Annotated in this window: 23 protein-coding genes; 6 read left to right on the top strand and 17 right to left on the bottom strand. The window is 53.8% G+C overall.

Annotated features, from left to right (window positions below; all coding sequences use genetic code 11):
* On the top strand, positions 1-796 hold a 796-nt coding region (locus JT51_RS20575; protein WP_152563416.1), incomplete at its 5' end, for an alpha/beta fold hydrolase.
* Here the strand turns inward: JT51_RS20575 and JT51_RS20570 are convergent.
* Positions 789-1229: a GntR family transcriptional regulator gene (locus JT51_RS20570; RefSeq protein WP_037317615.1), complete on the bottom strand. Its 441-nt coding sequence runs from the start codon at positions 1227-1229 to the stop codon at positions 789-791. The two genes, JT51_RS20575 and JT51_RS20570, sit on opposite strands and share 8 nt — an antisense overlap.
* Before the next feature lie 91 nt (positions 1230-1320).
* Between JT51_RS20570 and JT51_RS20565 the strand changes: the two genes are divergently transcribed.
* The 3 genes from JT51_RS20565 to JT51_RS20560 are packed head-to-tail and all read left to right on the top strand — an operon-like array spanning position 1321 to position 3198.
* Positions 1321-2496: an MFS transporter gene (locus JT51_RS20565; protein WP_037317612.1), complete on the top strand. Its 1176-nt coding sequence runs from the start codon at positions 1321-1323 to the stop codon at positions 2494-2496.
* A complete protein-coding gene (locus tag JT51_RS22460; protein ID WP_200876133.1) occupies positions 2496-2729 on the top strand; it encodes a hypothetical protein in 234 nt (77 codons plus the stop codon). Before JT51_RS20565 ends, JT51_RS22460 begins: the two co-directional genes overlap by 1 nt.
* Positions 2692-3198, top strand: coding sequence for an ATP-grasp domain-containing protein (locus JT51_RS20560; protein WP_037317608.1), 507 nt, complete (start codon positions 2692-2694; stop codon positions 3196-3198). Before JT51_RS22460 ends, JT51_RS20560 begins: the two co-directional genes overlap by 38 nt.
* Positions 3199-3793: 595 nt before the next feature.
* Here JT51_RS20560 and JT51_RS20555 read toward each other — a convergent pair.
* From JT51_RS20555 to JT51_RS20540, 4 genes are all read right to left on the bottom strand, one after another.
* A complete protein-coding gene (locus tag JT51_RS20555) occupies positions 3794-4450 on the bottom strand; it encodes a glutathione S-transferase family protein (protein WP_037317603.1) in 657 nt (218 codons plus the stop codon).
* A gap of 270 nt (positions 4451-4720) precedes the next feature.
* Complete coding sequence (locus JT51_RS20550) at positions 4721-5497, bottom strand: inositol monophosphatase family protein (RefSeq protein ID WP_037317601.1); 777 nt, start codon at positions 5495-5497, stop codon at positions 4721-4723.
* A 430-nt stretch (positions 5498-5927) separates the two neighbouring features.
* On the bottom strand, positions 5928-6875 hold the full coding sequence (locus JT51_RS20545; protein ID WP_235216221.1) for an alpha/beta hydrolase: 948 nt from the start codon (positions 6873-6875) through the stop codon (positions 5928-5930).
* Between the two features lie 52 nt (positions 6876-6927).
* Positions 6928-8568: an RcgA family putative transporter gene (locus JT51_RS20540; protein ID WP_037317599.1), complete on the bottom strand. Its 1641-nt coding sequence runs from the start codon at positions 8566-8568 to the stop codon at positions 6928-6930.
* A gap of 210 nt (positions 8569-8778) precedes the next feature.
* Between JT51_RS20540 and JT51_RS21890 the strand changes: the two genes are divergently transcribed.
* Positions 8779-8961, top strand: a complete 183-nt coding sequence (locus JT51_RS21890; RefSeq protein WP_152563415.1) for a hypothetical protein — start codon at positions 8779-8781, stop codon at positions 8959-8961.
* Positions 8962-9154: 193 nt separating this feature from the next.
* Here the strand turns inward: JT51_RS21890 and JT51_RS20535 are convergent, their stop codons facing one another.
* Genes JT51_RS20535 through JT51_RS20500 form a run of 8 tightly spaced genes read right to left on the bottom strand, consistent with a single transcriptional unit; the run spans position 9155 to position 15787 of the window.
* Positions 9155-9721, bottom strand: a complete 567-nt coding sequence (locus tag JT51_RS20535; protein WP_037317595.1) for a prepilin-type N-terminal cleavage/methylation domain-containing protein — start codon at positions 9719-9721, stop codon at positions 9155-9157.
* Entirely contained in the window at positions 9718-10074 is a 357-nt protein-coding gene (locus tag JT51_RS20530) for a prepilin-type N-terminal cleavage/methylation domain-containing protein (RefSeq protein ID WP_152563414.1), read from the bottom strand. Before JT51_RS20530 ends, JT51_RS20535 begins: the two co-directional genes overlap by 4 nt.
* Positions 10067-10462, bottom strand: coding sequence for a pilus assembly FimT family protein (locus JT51_RS20525; RefSeq protein WP_037317589.1), 396 nt, complete (start codon positions 10460-10462; stop codon positions 10067-10069). The genes JT51_RS20530 and JT51_RS20525 overlap by 8 nt, the downstream gene beginning before the upstream one ends.
* On the bottom strand, positions 10449-11666 hold the full coding sequence (locus JT51_RS20520; RefSeq protein ID WP_037317586.1) for a type II secretion system F family protein: 1218 nt from the start codon (positions 11664-11666) through the stop codon (positions 10449-10451). Before JT51_RS20520 ends, JT51_RS20525 begins: the two co-directional genes overlap by 14 nt.
* A 38-nt stretch (positions 11667-11704) precedes the next feature.
* Positions 11705-13711, bottom strand: a complete 2007-nt coding sequence (gene gspD, locus JT51_RS20515; RefSeq protein WP_051927679.1) for a type II secretion system secretin GspD — start codon at positions 13709-13711, stop codon at positions 11705-11707.
* The gene (locus JT51_RS20510; RefSeq protein ID WP_037317584.1) at positions 13708-14214 is read right to left on the bottom strand and encodes a hypothetical protein; all 507 of its coding nucleotides are present in this window, start codon (positions 14212-14214) and stop codon (positions 13708-13710) included. The genes gspD and JT51_RS20510 overlap by 4 nt, the downstream gene beginning before the upstream one ends.
* Entirely contained in the window at positions 14211-14738 is a 528-nt protein-coding gene (gspM, locus tag JT51_RS20505; RefSeq protein ID WP_268745986.1) for a type II secretion system protein GspM, read from the bottom strand. The genes JT51_RS20510 and gspM overlap by 4 nt, the downstream gene beginning before the upstream one ends.
* Positions 14739-14773: 35 nt before the next feature.
* The gene (locus tag JT51_RS20500; RefSeq protein ID WP_037317579.1) at positions 14774-15787 is read right to left on the bottom strand and encodes a PilN domain-containing protein; all 1014 of its coding nucleotides are present in this window, start codon (positions 15785-15787) and stop codon (positions 14774-14776) included.
* A gap of 99 nt (positions 15788-15886) precedes the next feature.
* Between JT51_RS20500 and JT51_RS20495 the strand changes: the two genes are divergently transcribed.
* The gene (locus JT51_RS20495) at positions 15887-17467 is read left to right on the top strand and encodes a GspE/PulE family protein (RefSeq protein WP_037317575.1); all 1581 of its coding nucleotides are present in this window, start codon (positions 15887-15889) and stop codon (positions 17465-17467) included.
* A 598-nt stretch (positions 17468-18065) separates the two neighbouring features.
* On the opposite strand, the gene JT51_RS20485 is transcribed toward JT51_RS20495, so the two are convergent.
* The 4 genes from JT51_RS20485 to JT51_RS20470 form a co-directional block, all read right to left on the bottom strand.
* Entirely contained in the window at positions 18066-18551 is a 486-nt protein-coding gene (locus JT51_RS20485; RefSeq protein ID WP_037317569.1) for a hypothetical protein, read from the bottom strand.
* A 32-nt stretch (positions 18552-18583) separates the two neighbouring features.
* Positions 18584-19867, bottom strand: a complete 1284-nt coding sequence (locus JT51_RS20480; protein WP_037317566.1) for an RHS repeat-associated core domain-containing protein — start codon at positions 19865-19867, stop codon at positions 18584-18586.
* A 125-nt stretch (positions 19868-19992) separates the two neighbouring features.
* Positions 19993-20442 carry a hypothetical protein gene (locus JT51_RS20475; RefSeq protein ID WP_037317563.1) on the bottom strand — a complete coding sequence of 150 codons (450 nt, stop codon included), beginning with the start codon at positions 20440-20442 and terminating at the stop codon, positions 19993-19995.
* Positions 20442-21216: RHS repeat-associated core domain-containing protein (locus tag JT51_RS20470; protein ID WP_037317560.1), on the bottom strand; the 775-nt coding region annotated here is incomplete at its 5' end. The genes JT51_RS20475 and JT51_RS20470, both read right to left, overlap by 1 nt.

Below are 21216 nucleotides of genomic sequence, written 5' to 3'. Positions count from 1 at the left end.
AGGTGACGATCACAAAATGTGCAAGTTACTAAAAGCTGTTAGGCAATACGGAAAAGCTCCCTGGCGCGTTGTCATGCATCAGGGCGGGCCTGGCGGTGCMGGAGAGGCAGAACCGTTTGCGCGTGAACTTGGGCACATGGGCTATGATGTTCTTGAACCCTTCCAAACGCGCCAATCAGTGGGTGGACAGGTTGATGAACTCAGATCGCAGATCGAACAATATTGTGAGCCTCCTGTGCTTGTCATCGGTTGGTCTTGGGGTGCCTGGCTCGGATGTTTGCTTGCTGCGCAACACGAGGATTTGGTCCGTGCACTCATCCTTGTCGGGAGTGGACCACTCGAAGCGCGTTACACTGAAGCAATCCGAACCACAAAAAAAGTGCGCCTGTCAGACGAGGAGCAGGCCGAATTGCTGACTTTGCGCTCCATGGCTGAGAGTCCCACAGACGCCGCTCGCTTCATTGAACTCAGTGATATGGCAGACACCTACTCACGAGACACGTCCGCGCAACCCAATGTTGTTTTTGATGAAGTTATTCACAAGGCAGTTTGGCCCGAAGCTGATGGCATGCGCAAAGACGGCTCGCTTCTGGAAGCTATTTCCACCATCCGATGCCCTGTCCTGGCGATCCATGGTGATTACGACCCAAGACCGTCAGAAGGTGTGAGGTTGCCATTGCAGGCAGCACTTCCTTCTGCTGAATTTGTTGAAATCAAGCGGTGCGGACATAAGCCTTGGCAAGAGATATACGCCAAAGATGAATTCTATCGTTTGGTTGAGAAAACGATCACATAGGTGGCGGCAATATCGGACTCCGGGCTAAACGCCCTATTCTGCACTCAGCCGGACTCGACCCCTGGTAGCGTAGCATCGCCTCAAGATCGCCCGCCGCCGCAAGTCGCCGCAGGCCCGCACGCAACATATCCGCATCAGCCGCGTCACTCGGCATGTTGAAAACCAGGTCGATGAGACCATCGCTAGCGGTCTGTCGAACCCCCAGCGTGGGGGGCAAGCCGAGGTCGCGCACGAACGTGCCGCGCCCGGCTTCGCCGACGATCAAGCCCCTGCGCTCCAGCTCCCCGTAGGCACGAGTCGCAGTGGCAAGGGCCACATTGAACTGTTCCGCAAACGCGCGATGTGTCGGCAGCTTCATGCCGGGAGCAAGTTTGCCATCCTGGATCGCGTTTGAGAGCATCTCGGCGAGGCGTATGTATCGGGCTTTTCCCATGTTCTCACTGTATCTAGTACAATAGAAAAATTGTCCTACTGTCTACCTCATGGCATTCCGGTCTCAAGTCAATCTTTGAGGTCCGCACCCCATGTCCAAACTGATCCCGGTTTCACTGCTCGCCCTTGGGCTGTTCACGGTGACGTTCGCCGTGAACCTTCAGGCTCCGCTCTATGATGCCTATGCGGCCGAAAGTGATGTTGGAGCGACAGAGGTGACGGTCGCGTTTGCGGCCTATGTCGGGGGCCTCATGCCGACGCTGTTGCTGCTCGGCGGGCTCTCGGACCGGATCGGGCGACGGGTTCCGATTGCACTGGCGTTGATCCTCGGTGTCATGGCGACGGCGCTCCTCGTGCTTGCGCCAAGCTGGACAAGTCTTGTGATCGCGCGCTTGCTGCTCGGGATCGGCACCGGTCTCGCGACGACCGCCGGAACCGCCTACATGACGGAAATTTTCGGGGTGGACCGCGCCAAGAACGCCGCTCTCATTGTCACCTCCGCCACGTCGCTCGGCTTTGGCGGCGGCGCTCTGGCGACCGGTATCAGCCTCGGTGTGCAAGGGCCGACGCTCCTGCCCGCGAGCTATATCGCACTGTTTCTGGTGGCTCCGGTCCTTGCCGTGATTGCCCTTGGACTGCCGCGCATCGACAAACCCAAGCCGGTATCGCTTCTGCGTCTCCCGGTCTTCCCTGCTTGCACATGGATGTTCGGGGCCGCAATGGCGCTGGCCTGGTCCACGACCGGCATGACCATCGCGGTCGTTCCGCTGGAGCTTGCCGCAAACGACCTCGGCGGATGGACGGGTCTCGTCATCTTTTTGGCGATCTTCGTGGGCTTCCTCTGTCAGCCGATAGCCCGGCGCATGACCAATGACCGCGCTCTCGCTCTCGGGTTCGTACTGATCCCACTCGGCTTTCTCGTCCTTCTGGTCGGAGTGTGGTTGAAGGTTCTGGCATTCGTTCTTGTCGGAACCTGCATCACCAGCGCGGCAAGCTACGGCTTCACCTATCTCGCTTCACTGGCAGAAGTCTCTTTGCGTGCGCCGGACGACCGGGCGCGGGCGACGGCGGGTCTTTTCGTCTATGCGTATTTCGGGTTTTCGCTTCCCGTGATCGCCAGCGGTGCATTGGCGGATATGTTCGGCCTATTGTCGGCGATGTTGATGTTCGCAGCGGTCCAGATCACGGTCACGGCGATTATTGTGATGACGTGGAAGCGAGCGGCTGTTCCGCCCGTCGCCGCTCTCGATGCAGGAATAGGAACCTAATGACAGACACGGAAAACGATAAGCGGCTGCGGATCATGGTGCTGTTCGGTGGCCGGTCGGACGAGCACGAGGTTTCAGTGCTCTCCGCGACGAACATCCTCTCCGCGATGGATCGCGAGAAGTATGAACCCGTGCCGATATATGTCGGGCGGGACGGCCGTTGGAGACCCAGCAATTTTATAGCGGGCTCAACGGGTGCTTGCGGAGGAACATATCACAGGCCGCGAAATTGAATGCGCGGTCTTGGAAGAGTCGGACGGGTCTCTGTTCGTCTCTAGGCCGGGTGAGATTGTTCCTTCCACCACGCATGGGTTCTACACCTATGATGCGAAATATACTGATCCGGATGGGACCAAACTTCACGTTCCTGCCGATCTCTCCGACGACGATGAAGCGTCGATCCGCTCGATGGCCGCCCAGGCGTTTCAAGCGGTTGGGTTTGACGGAGTGGCTCGCGTGGATTTTTTCCGTAAGGCCGATGGCGAACTGGTCGTGAACGAACTGAACACCATGCCGGGATTCACGGACATCAGCATGTATCCGGAGACGATGGCTGCAAGCGGGATCGACGGACCGGAGCTGATCGACAGATTGATCGCACACGGGTTAGCACGGTTTGGCGACTTCACCTTTCAGGCATCAACCAACGCCGTGAACTCGCTACGCGACGTGAGCGTCACCACCGGAAGGATTGGACCGTAACGATCAATGCCCCTTGCTATGCGGGGCGCAGCCCGAGTTTCAAATGTCCAGATAAATGCCAGGAACTCGCGATCAGGCAATTGCTCTGGACATCCGTCGGCCATGTCGATCCGAACCCTGCCATAGCTTGCAACCACCCGTCGAGCGACGCCGGCCAGTGCTACACGTCGAGGAACTCGAACCCAAATCAATAAATCGGCGCGAGGGAGACGCAGGTCGAAGGTTGATACAGTTGTGCCGTCCATAACCCATCGATCCCTTTTCACAAGGTCGGAAACGATCAGGCGCTGCTCTTCTCGATCGCGAACCCGCCAACCAGGCAACCAGCGGACGTCCCGGTCGTAGGACAGGTATTCTAAGTCATAGCGCTCTGATATCTTAAGAGAAAGCGTGCTTTTTCCACCTCCGGAGCATCCAACCACGAGCACGCGTTTCGCCGCTCGCAGCACATTGGCGGCATGTGGTATTGATATATTTCGCGGCATTTCAGCGGGTCCAACCTAGATCGTTACTCTTGCATATAGCGGCAGTTCGCGACGCTTGCAGCATCCGCCTGTATGAGCTGATGATGCGGTCTGCGCGAATGAGCAACAACTTACGCGACGTGAATCGCTGGCAGGCTAGGCTCAGTGTCAGCGACACTTGCCCGCTGCGAGGTCAATGCCCACCAATCGGATAGAGCGGAGTAGTTGCTTAGAGCCGTTTTCCCCTCCGGGGCCTGTACAAAATACGCGATCATCGGTGCAAGGTGACAATCAGCGAGCGTGAATACCCGTCCGTCGAGGACATGCGCTTCTGAAGCCAGTGTATCGAGTGCCTGCAGAACAGGCCGCGATGCGGCCAAGCCATTTTCGATCTCGGCCTCATCGCTCTCTTCTCCTACCGCTGGGCGAAAGATGCGGTGGGCGAAGACCTGGCGAACCATTGGGCGGTAGCCGTAGCTGTCCACGATAGAAACAACTTGGGCCAATCGCGTAAGGCTTTCGCCTCCCAGAGGCACTAGACGAGGACCGTCGAAAACCGCGTCAACGTAACGACCAATGGCGGACGTCTCGTAAACATCGAACGCACCATGGCTCAGGACCGGAACGCGGCCAAATGGTTGCCGTAGCATGTAGTGCGCGGGAATATCGTCCGCAAAAGGGTCGATTTCCTCAGTGTCGTATGAAACGCCTTTCTCGTGCAACGCCACCCGTGCAATACGGTTGTACACACTGAATTGGTAGCCACGAAGTACAACAGTTTTTTTCATATCAAGAGGCTATCGCCGAGATGATTTCATGAAAAGGGCCCTTCTGGGCAGCCAAATGGCCTCACGGGTCAGAAGCCGACGTTCAGAACAACAACCCCAATGGCAACAAGGTCCCGCCTCTTTCCAGTTTATGCAAGGAGCAGCGAACGGCACTACGGCCTGAACCGGCCACTCGCGACCGGCGCGGCGAAGGCGTCGGAAGAGCCCATTCTCACCGATGCTGCGGATTGCATGAATGTCGATTTCTTCGAGTGTAGCCTCTGATACACTTTAAGTTTGGAGCAACTGCAGCGTGTTCCTATGAAGGGAATCCGACGCGGATGCTATAATGCATCCGCTAGATTCAATGGACAGAGGTTTACCCTTCCAGTCGGTAATTACACCGCCAGCTTCCTGCACAACCGGGCACAAAGCACAGATATCGTATGCGTCAAGGTCGTTACCGTTTAGACATATATCTACCAGGCCTCGGGAAAGGGCACCGTAAGCCGCGGCACCGCCATCAAACACTCTCACACGTCCTAGTGCCCTGAGGTTTTCAAATCCGTTTGCGCTATTGCTTGAAAAACTATCGGGATTGGCAAGACTGATGACTGCATCCTTGATATCCAGCCTTTTACTACTGCTGACGCGGCGACCGCCCAGTGTTGTGCCTAAGCGTTCCGCCGCGACGTAACGTGCTCCTGGCATTGGCAAGTCTATGATGCCAACAACTGGAACGCCATTGCGACACACACTGATAAGCGATGCGAAGTTTAACAAACCTGCGCCAAATTGACGGGTACCGTCGATTGGATCGAGCACCCAAGTGAAGGCGCTTTGCCCAACTTCAGAGCCGTATTCCTCCCCCAGCACACCATGTGTTGGAAATCGTGATCTGATTTCCTCGCGCCATCGTGTCTCAATAGAAAGGTCAGCCTTAGTTAAAGAGGAACCATCTTGCTTGTAATCAACAACTAAATCTCCGGCCCAAGCCTTCGTCGAAAGCTCAGCAGAAATTTCAGCTAAGTCGAGCGCAGCCGAGAGTAGTTCGTCGAGTTCTGGCATTCCGTCCTCTCAAAGTTACCGTCTAGTACACCAGGCAATGTAACGGTTTGATGCTGTCGCGGGTTATGGTCGCTAGGATGCAATTGAAACGGACATTTGAGCAGCCGCAGCGAAATGTACCTTTGTCCGCATCCTCCTAGTTCGTGCCCCTCGCAGCGAAGGGCAGGTGTGTCCGAATAGGGAGGGGCACCTAAGAATTCCACCGTACCAGTTTTATGACTCTTCCAGAGCAGGATCTCATCCAAAACACGGTGACGTGCCGCTGTAACGCTGAACGAACCTCATTCGGACACTAACGTACGATCCTGCCCCCTATCGGAACGGACCCCTTGGTGCCGGAATGCCTCGCACACGTGGCGGTGCTTCAAACGATACTAGAAATTGTGTAGTTGCCTGATAGGGTCGCGCTTTCCACTGCCTCCGAACAAGGTCATTGATTTTCAACCAATGCCGCACCACTTGATGGGTCCGGTGCCTTCCGCGTTTCTTCGCTTGATGTTGAGAAGAGTTGGCATATTTGGGCCAACACGTTCTCGCGAACCTTTGGCATCTCATAAAGAACATCGTGTCTTGCGCCCTGTATCAGTTCCAATCTCCCATCAGGCCAGCGGCCCATTCGATCCTGTATTGCCGAAATTGCTACGATTTCATCTTCGGCGCCGCAGAACGTGATACATGGTATGTCGGGGGACGGCATTTTTGACAACGACCTGGTTTCTTTGAGTGCCTGAAACAGCCACCCCATACTAGGCCCGCCAATCACTTGATCAGGCAGAGAATCCGAAATGTTCACATAGTATTCGTACATATCAGGATCGTGTGTCAGCCTGTTGTCATTGAAATCAGTCGCCAGAACATAACTTTCTCCACGGGTACCCGGAGCGTAGGTGTCACCTTTGCCAAGTGTCTGAAACGCCCATGTCAAAGGCCAGGCACCGAGGCGCTGCAATCTTGGAAGATTTATGTCCCACAATGGCGCCGTGAACGCGCAGGCAGATACCGGGAGTCCTTCAGCTATTGCGCGTAGACCAACACACGCCCCCAGCGAGTGCCCGATCAGGAACCAAGGCTGCGGCAGATTTAGCGATTTGGCTGCGTCAATCGTAGCAGAGACATCTTTCTGATAGTCAGAGAACCGAACAACGTGCCCCATCATCGGATCTTCGGTGAGCCTGTCCGAAAGTCCTTGGCCGCGCCAGTCTACAGCGAACGCAGTGTAGCCAAAGCTATTCAGATACTCGACGGTGCGCCCGTATTTTTCGGTATTCTCTGTTCGCCCCTGGAACAGAAAGACCGTGCCTTGTGATGGCTTGGAAGTCGGCCAATGGACCACCCTAAGCCGCACATTGTCATCGGTGTGAATCCAATAGGCAGTCACGTTGCCTGGCCCTTCAGCTATCCGGGGATGAAAAGGGGCCTCATTCAGGACATTAAACCGATGCATCATACTCTCGCTTTGTTGAAGATTTTTGCCGCCCTGAGGCGGGTCGAATGGTGAAATATGCGGCCACGACAAATGATACGATCAGCAGGATTGTGAATCCGGGGACCACACCGACAAGGATGTACGTTGTCGTCAACAGAACCATGACTCCGTTCATCACTAACCAGGGGATGCGGGACGCAGCATCCCGATGTAAAGAACCCACATGGGCCAATACTGCCCGTATTCTGGCAGCGCACACAATAAAGACCGTGACTATGATGATCAGGCAAAAGAAGCTGTAATAGTGCCCCGGCGCACTCTGGCCGAGCCCATATTTGTCGAACTGTATCCTATCAGATCGGAATGCGTTGAGACCGTCGACTGCCATCCAACCAACAATATCCACGCTTTCCGACAGCAAGAAGCTGGCTTGTAGCTTCATCAAAATGGTGATCACCAATCCCAGGGACGTACACCGAAAGACCCCAACCATTATCGAACGGCCCACTCTTTCAACAAACCCGCGCTGTTCGACGGTCACGCTGCGCCCAAGTCTTCTCACGAAGTCAACGAAATCATCCGTAACGGAATAGAGAACAATGAGGCCAGTGAAGAAGAGGTAAGAGCCAAAAGCGTTAAGGAGAAAGACAAAGCCGGAAAACACGACCGCGCTTGGAACTGATATCAAGTCGGGACGGAAGATCGCTATTCTGCCCCAATCGACCGCCCAATTCCCTGCCTTCCCGGTCAGCAGAGGGATCAGGTGGGTCTCCGCCCAGTTGAAGCCCGAAGCGATCGCGACAGTCACACCAAACACCGCCCAGTACGCATAGGAAGCCATCGCCACCCTACCCGCCCAGCTCGGGCTGCGTGACTTTGGGTCTATCAACTTTGACAGGTTTGGTCGCCATTCTTCCTTCCATGACTTCAATAGATTGATCAGTACTGCAAAATACGTCGGCAGAAGTGCCATGAAGACAATTGTCCAGTTCGGCGCCCACAAGAACCCGACCTGTTTTGGCATTCCATTTGGTGGTGTGAAAACAACGCTGTGAATGTTCAGCGAAAACGACATGAGTCCTAGCGCTGTAGCAGCGGCAAATACGATGACCGGCAAACCCAAAGAGGAATGAGTGCTAAAGATTGCTTCCGTTCTTCCGGCCAAACCAGGAATCCTTTTTGACGCAACCAAATCAGCGCGTCCTGGGCCCATTCCGCTAACGTCAGTTCCGACGCTTTCAACCGTTCCGTTCGAAAGTTCCGCACCAAGTTTCTGACCGCGCCGCTTGTCCCGTCTTTTTGCGGCAAGGCGCCTGTTGGCAGCACTAAGTTCCACCCGCCACGCGCTGACCGCGTCAGGATCGTCACAGCCGAAGACACGTGCCAGCCAATGAATATTGTCGGTGCTTATTCCCCTGTCGTTATCCTGAAACCAATGCTGAACGGTCCGTAGTTCGATGCCAGCTTCGTTGGAATCGAACCGGGAGATGGTGCTGGCAAGTAGCTCTGGGGTCCAAGAGCCCGCAGGAAGACCCGTCTGGTCAGCGGGTAAGCCAGCCCCCACAGATACCAGATACTTGAATAGTTCCTTGAAGTCGCTGCTATCATTCAGCGGAGGAACAAAGTATCTTCCACTTTTTATCAATGGTTTACACGATCGTGTTTCGTTCCATTTCGTCCTGTTTCGTCGCAGTTCGTGTGATTGTCAACGCGCCGATATACTCTTCCCTAAGTTGAGCAATTATCCGCTCCAGGTCTTGGGGTGAAGTGCAATAGTCGAACCGCAGTAAGGGCTCTACCCGTCTCGGAATCCCGGGCTTTGAAGGTTGGGCCCTACGATTACCAAGGAATGAAAATGTCGACACAGCAACAAAACGAACGAGCAAAAAAAGGCGAACCGATAATTGAAGTGCAGGACGCCGCTACAGGCAAAACAATGGCGGTTGTCTATGCATGGAACAATGGGCAAGTCAGTGTTGCGTCAAACAGCGGACTAAGAGTTGTAGAGCTTTCGCCCGCCGCCCGTCTTCGCCTTTGAGCTCAAGAAGTCAGATCGCACAGCGAGCGCGGGAATATCCCGCAGTCAGCCGGCCGGCCTCAATTCTTCGGTTCTTGGATAATTGAACATATAACGGATTACACCTGTCAGCCGTCTGTAGCTGAGTAGATTTACAAACGAAGTGCAAATTCTGTATCAAAACAGATGTTTGCAAAGACCCTAGCCACCGAGGTTAGTTTAGGAGCGGTCTTGCAACGAACGTATTCCAGTTCACGGCATCACCGTTCGCGCTTTCTATTCGCACCAAGGTCGGTAAACGAGCAACATCAGACCAAGTTCCACCCCAGGCGGGATCATCGGGGTGAGCCTCAAAATACGAAAATACCGGATTGATGCCTTCCGCAACAGTGGCAGAGTGAATGGTTAAAACCGTCCCATCGTCATCCATTTCGGCAATGGTCATCATAAGATTGTCCGCGTCATTCTCGACGAGAACCCTCAGAGCAGCCGCTTCGGGAGCAAACCCTTTGGTATGGGTTGTCGTGAACTCCAGTCGATTTGCCTCACCAACAAATTCAATAGGATATGGCGTGATACCGGATGGCGAATTTGCATTGGATAACCAAGACCGCAAACGCGCTTTCAGCGCGACTTGTGCGCTCTGTTTCGGATCAAGGCGCGCGCGATCATAGACCGATACGGCGAAACTGAGCGACCCGGACAATCCCACAGCGATGAGAGCAAGCAATGCCAGGGCGATCAAAAGCTCAAACAGGCTGAGGCCTGACCGCGCGTTCATTCCATCACCCGAGTTTCTGTAGCCTGAAAAAGAACATTGCCTGACCTGTCTTCGATTTCAATGGTGACGTCAGCCAAATCAATGTCAAACACTGTACTGGAATGCGGCACAATGCGTTGATGCAAGATCCAATTCCCAACCCTTTCGCTTGTTTCTCCCAGCGCCAGAGCGCGCGCGACACCCAACTCACTCAGCCTGGAATATGCGACATCTGCAGCATCAGCCCGTCTGGCGCTTGAGGTGGAACGCTCCAGAAACTCCGCCTGACCGGGTAGCACAACAGCCAGCACCATCGTCATGACCGCAAAAGCGATCAAAACCTCAAATAGCGAATACCCCCCTCGCCTACTCATTGCCTTTGCCCATCGACACCTGGCCAGTCAAAGGCGAAAGAATGAGGTTTTCCTGCCGAGCTCCTTCAGCCAGGCAAATCTCAACTCCTGTCGCCGTGCCGTCAGGATAAAAACCGAGACTCAGCAGTTCACCATTGCAATCCGTTAGCTCGACGCCGACCGGTTGGTTTGATCTGATCGCCTGTAGGCGCGCTTCGCTGGTCCGTGAGGCAAGTTCAGAGACCTTCCCGTTCAATCTCATTTCATCCGATGGGGGGCGAAACCCGGTCGCCGAAATAGCAACAACCATCGCAAGTATCGAAAGAACGATCAGTACTTCGAACAGAGAAAACCCCCCTGTGCTTCGGGTGGGTGTTGAGGGGCGCAACGAACCGTCAGAATGCAACATCGTTCAGCGACATAATGGCAGAAATGGTGGACATGATGACACCTCCGACGCCAAGCCCAATGGCCAACGTCAGCACGGGTGTTATCAGACGAATGGATTGTGCTCGTATCTGTGCGCTGCGAATGCGGAGATCTAAGACGAGACGATCCAAAACCTGGACCATCTTGTCCGATGCTTCAGAGGCCTCAATCATGGCCACGGTCATTGGATCTATCAGAGGTGTCGATTTGAACGTGGCCGAGAGCGTATCACCCGCAACAACTCTCTCTTCTGATTGTTTCAGAAGGGCAAGATAGGCAGGCTGCCCGGTTGCTTGCTGTGCTGTTTCCAAAGCGTGCGGAAGCGTAGATCCGCTGGACAACATCATAGTTAAAGCATCGAGGATTTTCAGGGTTTCCGAGATGCGCAGATATCGCCCAACGACCGGCAGTTTCAGAAGAATCGGATAGGTCGCTGTCTTTATGTGCACTTTGAGTAACTGCCACAAAACAAACGCCCCGGCGAGCAGAACGAGAACCACCGGCCATTTGTAGGCGAGAAGATCTCGCAGCTCCGTCATTGCTCCGAGGATAAAAGGCGGATCGGAATCTGCATTATCGAAAACCGGAACAAGCGTCGGCGCCAGATAGAAGACCAGCAGGGCCATCACGAAAAGCGACATTACGACGAGGATCACGGGATAGATCATCGCTGAGCGTATTTCCCGCCGCTGTTTCGCGTCAGTTTCCAATCCCGCCGCGATCCGGACCGCGACGCTCCGCAGATTGTTTGCCGTCTCGCCAATCTCGATCATCGTAGTCAGACGATCCGGGAAATAGCCATCCGCTTCGCGCATTGCGAAGGCCAGGGTCTTGCCGTCGGCAACGTCATGTTCAAGACGTGACACAGATTGGGCCATCTGTTTGTCTTTGACATTCTCGGAACAAAACCGAAGGGCCTGGCGCAAGGGAAGATGGACTTCCAGAAGACCTGCGAGGGTTTGAAAAAAATGTTCCAGCGCTGCGGGGGTAGCTTTGGTTTCTCCTGACCTGAACGAGATGTCCCTTTGCCACCAAGGCAGCTTTAGAGCGCCTTCCTCGATTGTGACAGGTTGCAGACCTTTCCCTGTGAGCACGCTCAACACAGCAAGTTCATCTGCGGCCTGAAGCTCACCTTTCTCAAGTTTTCCCGACACGGTATAAGCGGTGTACGAATAACGGGGCATGCCGGAGCTCCCTAATCAGACATGTGAAAAACGTTCTGTCATTCGGTGATCCTATGGCCGGTAGACTGGGACGGGATTCCCTTTTTCAATAACCCATTGGCTCCAGAGATCCGTCCTCGCAGCTCATCGGTGATCGATTTGGCTTCCTGACCGTTACGCACAACCTTCGGCGTAATCAGGATCAACAGTTCACGCTTGCCGACGTTGTCCTCGCGATTTCTGAACAGCGCACCGAGCACCGGAATATCCCCGGCACCGGGAACTTTCGAATCGGTTCGCGTGCGGCTGTCTTCAATCAACCCGCCAAGCGCGATAGTTTGACCATCTTGAACTACAACATTGGTCTCTACCCGTCGCTGAGAAATTGTTGGGCTGTCGATACCCGATGTTGTGGTGTTTTGAACACTGCTCACTTCCTGATCGATGTCCAATATAACCTGCCCAGACTGGGCAACCCTCGGTTTGACGGTCAGAATAATCCCTGCGTCCCGATAGGCAATCGTATTGATAATGGGCGCATCCGGATTGGTCACATCCTGAGACTGTTGTGTTGCGATTGGCACTTCGTCGCCGATCTGCAGGCGCGCCTCCTGATTGTCCAGAACCAACAAGTTGGGAGAGGAGATTATGTTGACATCTGTAATCGATGCCAATGCATTGATCGCAACTCGGGCGGAGCTGGTTTGAAACAACAAAGACAGCCCTGGAAAAGTCGGTGCAACTGCACCGTTGGAGGCATCCGTAAACACGCCTTCCCAGTTTCCCTGTTCAAAGAACCATCGCAAACCAAAGTTCAGTTCGTCCTTCAACGCGACTTCTACAATCGTGGCTTCAAGCAGAACCTGTACCGGCACGGTATCCAGAGCCTGTACAAGGCGCGAAAAACTCTCCTGTTCGGTGTCGTTGCCCCAGACGATAATTGCGTTCTTTGCATCATCGGCGACCACACGCGGTGCACCTTCACCAGAGCCTTCATCGGCCTCCGCAATGTCCTGCAGCATCTCTCCCAGGATGGGGGCAAGATCTTTTGCAATACGGTGTTGAAGATTATACACAGCGGGGCGTCTGCGCGCACCGCCTGCTGTTCTGTCCAAGTCGCGTATCCATTGCTCTGCTTTGGCCAGGTAAGTTGAGCGGGTGCTGACAACGATGACTGCGGAAAGCCGTTGGCTTGGAATGAAAGTCACGACATTTTGCAGGCTACCGCCATCTTGGGTCTCAAAGATGATGTTCATCTCTTCGACCACAGCCTCCGGTTCGGCGGCTTTCAACCGATAGAGTCCAACCGATTTTCCTTTCAAGACGTCCACGTCAAAGAGGTTTACCGCTTCTATTGCGGCAACCATTTCGTCGCGAGCACCTGAGATCAGGATGATGTTCCGATTGGGGATTGGCATGAGTTCAACCGTGTCGCCAACAATCGGCTCCAACAACCTGATCATTTCAGTGGTTCCAATGTACTCCAGTGGAACAGCAACCAATCGAGCGCCGATTTCCTGAGATTGCCCAAGCCGCGTAACCCGACGAGACGACCCTTGCAAAGGGACGATCGTGATCAGGTCACCGGATGTCTGCAAACCGGCACCATTGAAACCAAGAACAATTTCGAAGGTTTCAAGCAACGCTTTTTCACTGAGCGGCCGGGTCGTTTGTAGGGTTACTGTTCCTTCTACACCGGGTTTGATTGCATAGTTCTTGTTGAGCGCATCACCAAGAACCGCTTTCGCAGCCTGTTCGATGGGAACATTCACCAAATTGAGTGTAATGGCGCCGTCATCAGAGACTTCGACAATTTCTCGTCGACCTCGGGTCGAAGCCAGGAACTCGTCAGTTCCCAAATACCGTCTTTCTGGCGCGGGACCATTTAAGGCAAGCCGCAAACTGTCTGTTCCCGTCTGCGAAGACCCTCGGATTGAAGACTCTTTATTGGCCAGAAACCGGGAACTGAACCCGCCTTCCGAATTTTCATCGCCACACGCCGCAATAAAAACAAGGCTCAAAGCGATAAATACCGCCCGAAAGTGGTGCCAAAAGTTTATCATCATTGGTACATCTCAATTCGAAAAGTTTCGGTCGCCAGCCTTAGTTCAACCCAGTCCGGTCCTATTTCAGACAAGGTCCATTCACGGATCTTGTCGCCGGTGGGCACCCATTGTGGGCTTTCTTCGGCGGCGGAGATCAGGGCTTTGCTTCCGTTTGCATCCACCATTACGCCATGCAGTGATATTGCCGGTCGCTCGGAAGAAGAAACTGGCTCATCTGCCATGACAAGTTCATGTTCTTCGCCAGTGTTGTCAGGAGTTCTTGGACGACGCTCTGGCGCAAACAGTGGACGCTCAAGGATCGCGGCATAGTAGATTTTTGACCGAGGAGACCTCGAGGAGCTGTCTGTCTCATCACGCTCTTCTGCTTGGCTCTGTTCTAACCCGGCAGCCGGGTCAAACCGCTCAGGAACCGACGTCACCACTCGGACCGCAACAAAGCAACACAGCGCCGCGGCAACCGCCAGCAAGGATGTCCCGCTCATGGCCAGCAGAAGGGATTTCATTCTGCTACCGCCTCTCCAACGTGAAAGGGGGCGATCAACTCGAGCTGCCCATTCAGAATAGGCTGCGTCTGGTCGCTCCCCGGTCGGCTGAGTTGCCGCAGCGACGCTTTTTCAACGAGCAAGGCGGGAGACGAGTATTCGATCTGCTGCAAAAATCCCAAAACCTGATCGAGGGTCGCTTCAAATTCCAGGCGAAAACCCGCGGCCTCGACCGACGCCATGCGTTTTGTTTTCAGCGGCGTTATCGACCTCAAACTTACACCATTACTTGCAGCCGACGCTGAAAGGGCGGTTTGGATCTGAGCTGTCACCGCTCCAATCTGCTCAGCGCGCCAGAGAAAGTCTTCTTCTTCATTCTGAGATATTCTGGAATTCTGCTGCTTTAACCTGTCAATCGTGGCCTGTGTGCGCTGTATCTCGTCCAGCGCTTGAGAGCGAGCGTCAAGTCCTGTGACCTTCCAGGAGCTCAACGGGGCTATTATGAAAAACCCACCCAGAGCGACAACACCGCTGCACAGAACCACAGGGCCTAGGATTGATATGAGGCGCGTCCGCTGCACTATCCCGACACTCCGAGATCGAGTGTAATCTCAAATTGTTCAGACCCACGGGCCGTGCGTGAAACAGGTCCGCTCAGACGTGGGTTGCCAAATCCTGAGCGCTTTCCTAGCGACAGCACTGTCTCTGCTGCGGAATCCCCTGCTTCTCCTGTAATGACGACATGCGAAGTGTTGAAGGTCAGAGTCGATACCCAGACATCGTCCTCCAGACTCACGGTCAGTTCTCTGACCGTGTCCAAAAGCAGAGGTCTCAGTAGCACTGCATCAACGAAGGCCGCTTTCTGCGCTTCTCTTTTCCGGATGTCTTCTACCTTGCGTCTTTCCAGAAGCGCCTCTGATCGCAGCGTTTCAAGCTCAAGCTGAAGCGCGCGGGTTTCGCTGCGCGCTGACACGCCGGGATAAAGCCAGGCAGAAAACAGAGCGAGTACTGCCACTGTAATCAATACTGCGTTCAATCTCCGGAAGCTTTGACGTCCCGGCAAAATCTCATCGGAAAAGTCGGTTATTGCGGATGGAGCACTTTCAGTTTCGACAAACAGCTTCCGAACACGGTAACCGTTCTTTTTCAGGTTGAGCCTCCAACTCTCAACGTCTTCACGCCGAACGATCCATTGCGAAACTTCGATAGCACCGTCTCGAATTATGATCTTTCCCAGCCGCCAATAGATGTTGTTTAATTCGAATGGTGTGCGACTTCTGAGGTCGAGTAGCGACATTTCTTCCAGCTTGCTACGGGCGGAAAGCGGCAGCTTCAGACGTCGTTCAAAGAAGAACTCAGAAGGCACAGAAATGTCCACAATCGGGGTATTTCTGCCCTGCTCTTGTATGGATATTTCCTTCGTCAATGCGACCGTGGGAAGAGTGATTTCGGCTTGTTCAGAATGGGTCTTGCGAAACCATACAGGCACAGCCATGGGTTGACCCCAAAACATGGCACCGACCCATTCTGGTATCAAGCCATCTGCCCAACCGGCCAGCCTGACACTGACATTGCGAAATGTCTGCCTGATCATTCGTCCGCTCGTTATTTTGGGCTATTTGCCCCTATTTTCTTTCTTGTCTACTCTACAACTTTAAGCTTTTACAGAACTTTGTGAACGTGGAGTAGGGTTGTGGCATATTTGGATACTTCGGAGTTCCTTGAATGGCTCCAAGACAATGAAAAGATATCGCAAACAGCACTTCAACGTGCCGAAAACGCGAGCCAAAAAACCGACACTCCCATAGAAAAGACCTTATTGGAATTTGGCCTTGTGGATGAGGACGATCTGTATCAGGAACTCGCTAAGTTCCTGGATCTCAGATTCGTCACTGAGCCGGATTTTGAGACCGGGCTTTTGGAGAACCTCTCTATTCCCAGGGACTTTCTGAAAAGAGCCGAAGTTCTACCTGTACTTGAAGACGACAGTGCCATTCTGGTGGCAACGTCGAACCCCCGGGCGCTCGAAACAATCGAAAGCGTTGGGTTTCATCTAAAATTACCTGTCCAGATGGTGATAACGACACCAACGATAATCAAGACGCTTCTGGCTCAAAGCGATCCTGCAAGCGACAACAAAGATGATGTATCGGACTTTGACATCGAGCGCTTGAACGCGTTGGCCAATGATGGGCCAACAATCAAGCTGGTCAACGACATCATATCCGATGCCGTACGGATGGGTGCATCTGACGTACATATCGAAGCCGGTGAAACATCGGCCGCGATCCGGTTCAGGGTTGACGGCCGTCTCCACAGCGCCAGGACCGTGCCAGAAGGTCAGAGGGCTTCGGTTATTTCGCGGCTCAAAGTCATGGCTGATCTGAATATATCCGAGAAGCGTCGACCACAGGACGGTCGGGCGCAGATTTCGGTTCGAGGCAGCGTCATTGATATCCGGATGTCCACCCTCCCTACGCAATTTGGCGAGAGTATCGTATTGAGGTTGCTCGACCGATCCAACGTGTCATTGAATTGGGCTGCATTAGGCTACGACCAGACCCGAATTGAACGCATTGAACGTATTGCGAACATGCCCAACGGCGTCTTCCTAGTCGCGGGGCCGACAGGCAGCGGCAAAACCACTACGCTGTATACTGCGCTGAGTGGTTTGAACTCCTCCGATCGGAAGATCGTCACGGTGGAAGATCCAATCGAATATACCCTGCCCGGCGTGAACCAGGTGCAGGTCGAACCTGCTGTTGACATGACCTTTGCGCGTGCGTTGCGCGCAATATTGCGACAAGATCCGGATGTCATCATGGTAGGTGAAATCCGGGACCATGAGACTGCCGAGATCGCGGTGCGGGCTGCCCTTGTTGGCCGGCTGGTGCTGTCAACGATCCACACAAATGACTCGCTGTCTGCAGTGACGCGACTCATCGATCTTGGGATACCTCCTTATCTTTTGTCGGCCACTTTGCGCGGGGTCCTATCTCAACGACTGGTAAGAACAATCTGTGCAACCTGCCAAGGGGAGGGGTGTGAGGCCTGTGCAAATTCCGGCGCAAAGGGACGCACGGTCGTGTCGGAACTGCTGGAGATTGACTCTGCCGTGAGTTCGGCGATTTCGGATGGAGGTACCAAGAGTGCGTTAGTTCATGCTGCCCGCATGCAGCGTTTCAGTACAATGCAAGAGCAGGCCAACGAGTTGGCCAGCTCTGGTAGAATTGACGCGTTTGAGCTTAACCGGGTTTTGGGTACAGATTTTTAATTAAAGCGTCCGACCGGAAACCTGAATCGCGGGGATTCCCTTGAGTTGCGATTTGGGATTCATCCTGTTTGGGAGGATGGGTCATGTCAGCACCTTTACCAGACGCGCTTCGGTCGCGGTTCGAGAAGTTGATTGAAGAAGGGTTAAGCGGGCGCGCGGCTGCTTTGCGCCTGAAGCTTTCGCCTGCCACTGGCGCACGTTGGGGACTTGCGATCCGCCGGACCGGGGCTGCCCGCGCTGCGCCGCAAGGCCGCCCCAGGGGGAAAGGCAAACTTGCCATTCACCAATCTTTTTCCTGTGAAGTCATCATGCAGGACGGGGACATCACGATGCCCGAACTTGCCGCCGCTTTGCTTGATGCGACAGGCGTTCAGGCGCATCCCGATGCAAGGTGCGGTTGCCCTCCTGGTCATACTGGTAATCCTCGATCGGCACCGGCACGCCGCCGTCGATGGGCGGGATGCCCTGGCGGACCTGCACCAGACGGTTGAGGTCATCGTAAGATGATGTGCTTGGACTGCGCCGGATCGAGCTTGTCGAGGATCGCCGTCAGCTGGCCGTCGGGGTCGTAGGTATAGCCCAGATCGGTCAGCGTCAGTTAGTCTTCTATTGAAACTAGCTTTAGCTTCTTCAGAGCAATTTCTGGAAGCTTCGCTCCGTCATGAACGAGCAGAACTGTCATGTCATAGCAAAATAATACGCAAAGCTTCTGGCTAAAATCAAATACGACTACTTGGCCTCTCTCTTGCAGGAACGGATCTACGTATTCAATTAATTCTTTTCTAGATTGGTTTAAATCTATCAAGGTTTCAAACGCGTCTGAATCCGCACTGTTCACGTTAGAGGGAGCGGATACTACTTCAAAGAAATGGCCAGTTAATGCAGATATGAACTTTTCAAATTCCTCTCTTACAATTTCTCTCTCCGAAAGAGGAAGATCTGAAAATATTGTTATTGTTTTCTCTGCTTGCTCCACGCTTAAGATTCCATCAAATGGCGAAAGCATTTGCTTGGACCACCCGCAAGGCTTTTCTCCTTGGAACAACCTCCCGATGTTTACGGCTTTTTCAAGTCTATTATTCATTTTGAAAGAACCCTACCTGTTGCATCCAATGATTACTTTCTTACACCCTTCTTATCTAGCAGTTTCCACGCTCGCCCACCATGCCCAGCGGTGTCTTTAGATATCGTCCAACCAGACTTGGGATCTTTGAAGTCGCTGGTTCCTCGAACTTTCTGTGAAAACCGATTGATATCGACCTTGTCTCCTTTCTCCAAGTTCGTACTTGGCTTTTTGAAGTTGTTCGCGCCGCCTTCATTGTCGTCTCCGCCTTCGGGTGGCGGCGCTGCTCCTCCTGCAGCGGCTGCAGCATCCGTATTGGTGTTGTTTTTGGGACTTGAACTATCGCCACTATCGCCACCTTCATTGGCAACAATGCCAATAAGTGACGCTGCGGCAAGAGCATTTCGGATATTGGCCGCGAGCGAGGCAATTCCCCCTGCGACATTTCCAACCACACCAGTTGCTGTCCGCGCATTTCTGGCCATGTTCCTGACGTAATCGGCTGTTGCTGCCAGCCCGCTTGGATCGGTCCAATTGTACGGGTCGTTGAATGTGTACGCATACAGGTTGAGGTCACCTGCTGCGAACCCGATTGGGTCGCGTTGGATGAACTGTCCTGTTGCGGGATCGTAGTGCCGGGCACGGTAGTAGATGAGCCCAGTCTCGAGGTCGTGCTCTCGGCCTGTGTAGCCGTAGCGCTGCTCGATGGTGCTGACGGTCTGGGTCTGGGTGCCGAAGGCGTCGTAGTCGTAATCGGCGGCGACCGCTCCGGTGGAGAGCGAGACTGCGGTCAGGATCGAACCGAGACGGTTGGCGAACAGCCCATAGGCCGAGCCGGAGCCCGCATTGGTTGTACCGGTATAGCCTTCGAAGGCCAGCGGTTCATCTACCTGCGGCCCATGCAGCCAGCGTTTGGCCAGCGTGCCGTTCTCAAAATCGAGTACCGCATCATTGGCGGTGGTGGCATAGGGGTTCCACGGGTCGTAGACGAAGGCTTCGACATCACCAAGAGCCGTCCTGGCAATCCGCCGGTCCAGCGCATCGTATGCGTAGGTGACGAAACTCGGGCCCGACGCGTACCCGGTCAACCGGTTCTGGCTGTCATAGGCATAGGTCTCGACCACATCGGTGATCTTGTGGGTCCGGCTGATGCGGTTGCCGCGTAGATCATAGGCATAGCGATAGGTGTCGTCTTCGAGCAGCTGGTTATGAGCGTTGCTCTCATAGCCGGAGGAGCTGTTCGAGAAAGTCCGGTTGCCTTCCTGATCATATTGGTAATCCTCGATCGGCACCGGCACGCCGCCATCGATGGGCGGGATGCCCTGGCGGACCTGCACCAGACGGTTGAGGTCATCATAGGATGATGTGCTTGGACTGCACCGGGTCGAGCCGTTCGGAAGTCAGGTTCTTTCTTTATGTTCACAATTACTCAGAAAATATTGAGATATGAACCTATTGTTTTCTATGATTGAGACACAGACACCGAAGTTAGGTTTCCTAAGTCTTCAAATAGAATAACGTTGGCTACTTCTGGAGAAACAAAAATCTTATATTCGTCCTCTGGAGACATTGTTGAAATACTCGGGTCTAACGCTATTGAAAAATTGTAGTATTTTGCAAATTCTTCGGCTGAAGGAGAGCCTTCTTGTTGTGGTAACTGCGGCTTTAGGCACTCGATACTTTCAATGTGAAGACTATTTTTATTGATCTGCGCCAAGTTTATATCGATCTCAAAGTCAACACCTGACTTAAGTAAATCGAAAAACAGCGAACCACCATCTTCATGGTTTTTTGTCCAAACCCGCTTAATCTCACACATGCTCAAAGCTAAAAGAAAATCGGAGAGGTTCATACCAATCTCAAATGGAAAGAACCCTTGGTGCGGGATGTATTCACCAACTTGCTGGGTCATCACCTGTTCCCCTTTGGTTTTTGAGAGTGATTTTCGCCTTTTTTGGCGCGCGCCTGCTTCTGTTTCAGATTTTTAATTTTCTTGGCAAGATCTCGACGCTCCTTTTTACTACCTGGTTCTTGAGAACCCTGTAGCTCTTTCAACCTCTCTTCCAGCTCTTTTATCTGTTTACCTATCTTGTCCGCTTCGGATTGGCTTCCATGCTGCGCGTTCTTTCCTCCACCTTTTTTAGGCTGCGGCGCTGCTTCACTGCCGTCATCGCTGACGCTGTTTGCCACGCCAACGATGGCCATTGCGAGCAGCGCGTTCCTAATATTCGCTGCTAGGCCTGTTACGCCGCCGGAAATTGTCCCAACAACGCTCCGAGCTCCCGCTGCCACACGTTGGCTAAGCTTAGAATGGCTCAACGTGTTTGTAGCTAGCCCTGAGGGATCGGTCCAGTTGTATGGGTCATTCCAAGTATACGCATATAGGTTGAGGTCACCTGCAGCGAACCCGATGGGATCACGCTGGATGAACTGCCCGGTTGCGGGATCGTAATGGCGGGCGCGGTAGTAGATGAGCCCGGTTTCATAATCCTGCTCGCGGCCTGTATAGCCGTAGCGCTGCTCGATGGTGTTGACGGTCTGGGTTTGGGTGCCGAAGGCGTCGTAGTCGTAATCGGCCGCGACGGCTCCGGTTGAGATCGAGACCGCGGTCAGGATCGAACCGAGACGGTTGGCAAAGAGCCCGTAGGCCGAACCGGAGCCCGCAGCGGTGGTGCCGGTATAGCCC

It is taken from the genome of Ruegeria halocynthiae, from assembly GCF_000743705.1.
GTDB classification, from domain to species: Bacteria; Pseudomonadota; Alphaproteobacteria; order Rhodobacterales; family Rhodobacteraceae; genus Ruegeria; species Ruegeria halocynthiae_B.
This window is presented reverse-complemented; position numbering and strand designations above follow the sequence as displayed.

Excerpts from the sequence above, each read along its gene's own strand:
- JT51_RS20535 (WP_037317595.1), bottom strand. The coding sequence starts at position 9,721 with ATGAACGCGCGGTCAGGCCTCAGCCTGTTTGAGCTTTTGATCGCCCTG.
- JT51_RS20550 (WP_037317601.1), bottom strand. The coding sequence starts at position 5,497 with ATGCCAGAACTCGACGAACTACTCTCGGCTGCGCTCGACTTAGCTGAA.
- JT51_RS20500 (WP_037317579.1), bottom strand. The coding sequence starts at position 15,787 with ATGATCAGGCAGACATTTCGCAATGTCAGTGTCAGGCTGGCCGGTTGG.
- JT51_RS20525 (WP_037317589.1), bottom strand. The coding sequence starts at position 10,462 with ATGTTGCATTCTGACGGTTCGTTGCGCCCCTCAACACCCACCCGAAGC.
- JT51_RS20570 (WP_037317615.1), bottom strand. The coding sequence starts at position 1,229 with ATGGGAAAAGCCCGATACATACGCCTCGCCGAGATGCTCTCAAACGCG.
- JT51_RS20565 (WP_037317612.1), top strand. The coding sequence starts at position 1,321 with ATGTCCAAACTGATCCCGGTTTCACTGCTCGCCCTTGGGCTGTTCACG.
- JT51_RS20510 (WP_037317584.1), bottom strand. The coding sequence starts at position 14,214 with ATGAAATCCCTTCTGCTGGCCATGAGCGGGACATCCTTGCTGGCGGTT.
- JT51_RS20530 (WP_152563414.1), bottom strand. The coding sequence starts at position 10,074 with ATGAGTAGGCGAGGGGGGTATTCGCTATTTGAGGTTTTGATCGCTTTT.
- JT51_RS20555 (WP_037317603.1), bottom strand. The coding sequence starts at position 4,450 with ATGAAAAAAACTGTTGTACTTCGTGGCTACCAATTCAGTGTGTACAAC.
- JT51_RS21890 (WP_152563415.1), top strand. The coding sequence starts at position 8,779 with ATGTCGACACAGCAACAAAACGAACGAGCAAAAAAAGGCGAACCGATA.
- JT51_RS20475 (WP_037317563.1), bottom strand. The coding sequence starts at position 20,442 with ATGACCCAGCAAGTTGGTGAATACATCCCGCACCAAGGGTTCTTTCCA.
- JT51_RS20485 (WP_037317569.1), bottom strand. The coding sequence starts at position 18,551 with ATGAATAATAGACTTGAAAAAGCCGTAAACATCGGGAGGTTGTTCCAA.
- JT51_RS20520 (WP_037317586.1), bottom strand. The coding sequence starts at position 11,666 with ATGCCCCGTTATTCGTACACCGCTTATACCGTGTCGGGAAAACTTGAG.
- JT51_RS22460 (WP_200876133.1), top strand. The coding sequence starts at position 2,496 with ATGACAGACACGGAAAACGATAAGCGGCTGCGGATCATGGTGCTGTTC.
- gspD (WP_051927679.1), bottom strand. The coding sequence starts at position 13,711 with ATGATGATAAACTTTTGGCACCACTTTCGGGCGGTATTTATCGCTTTG.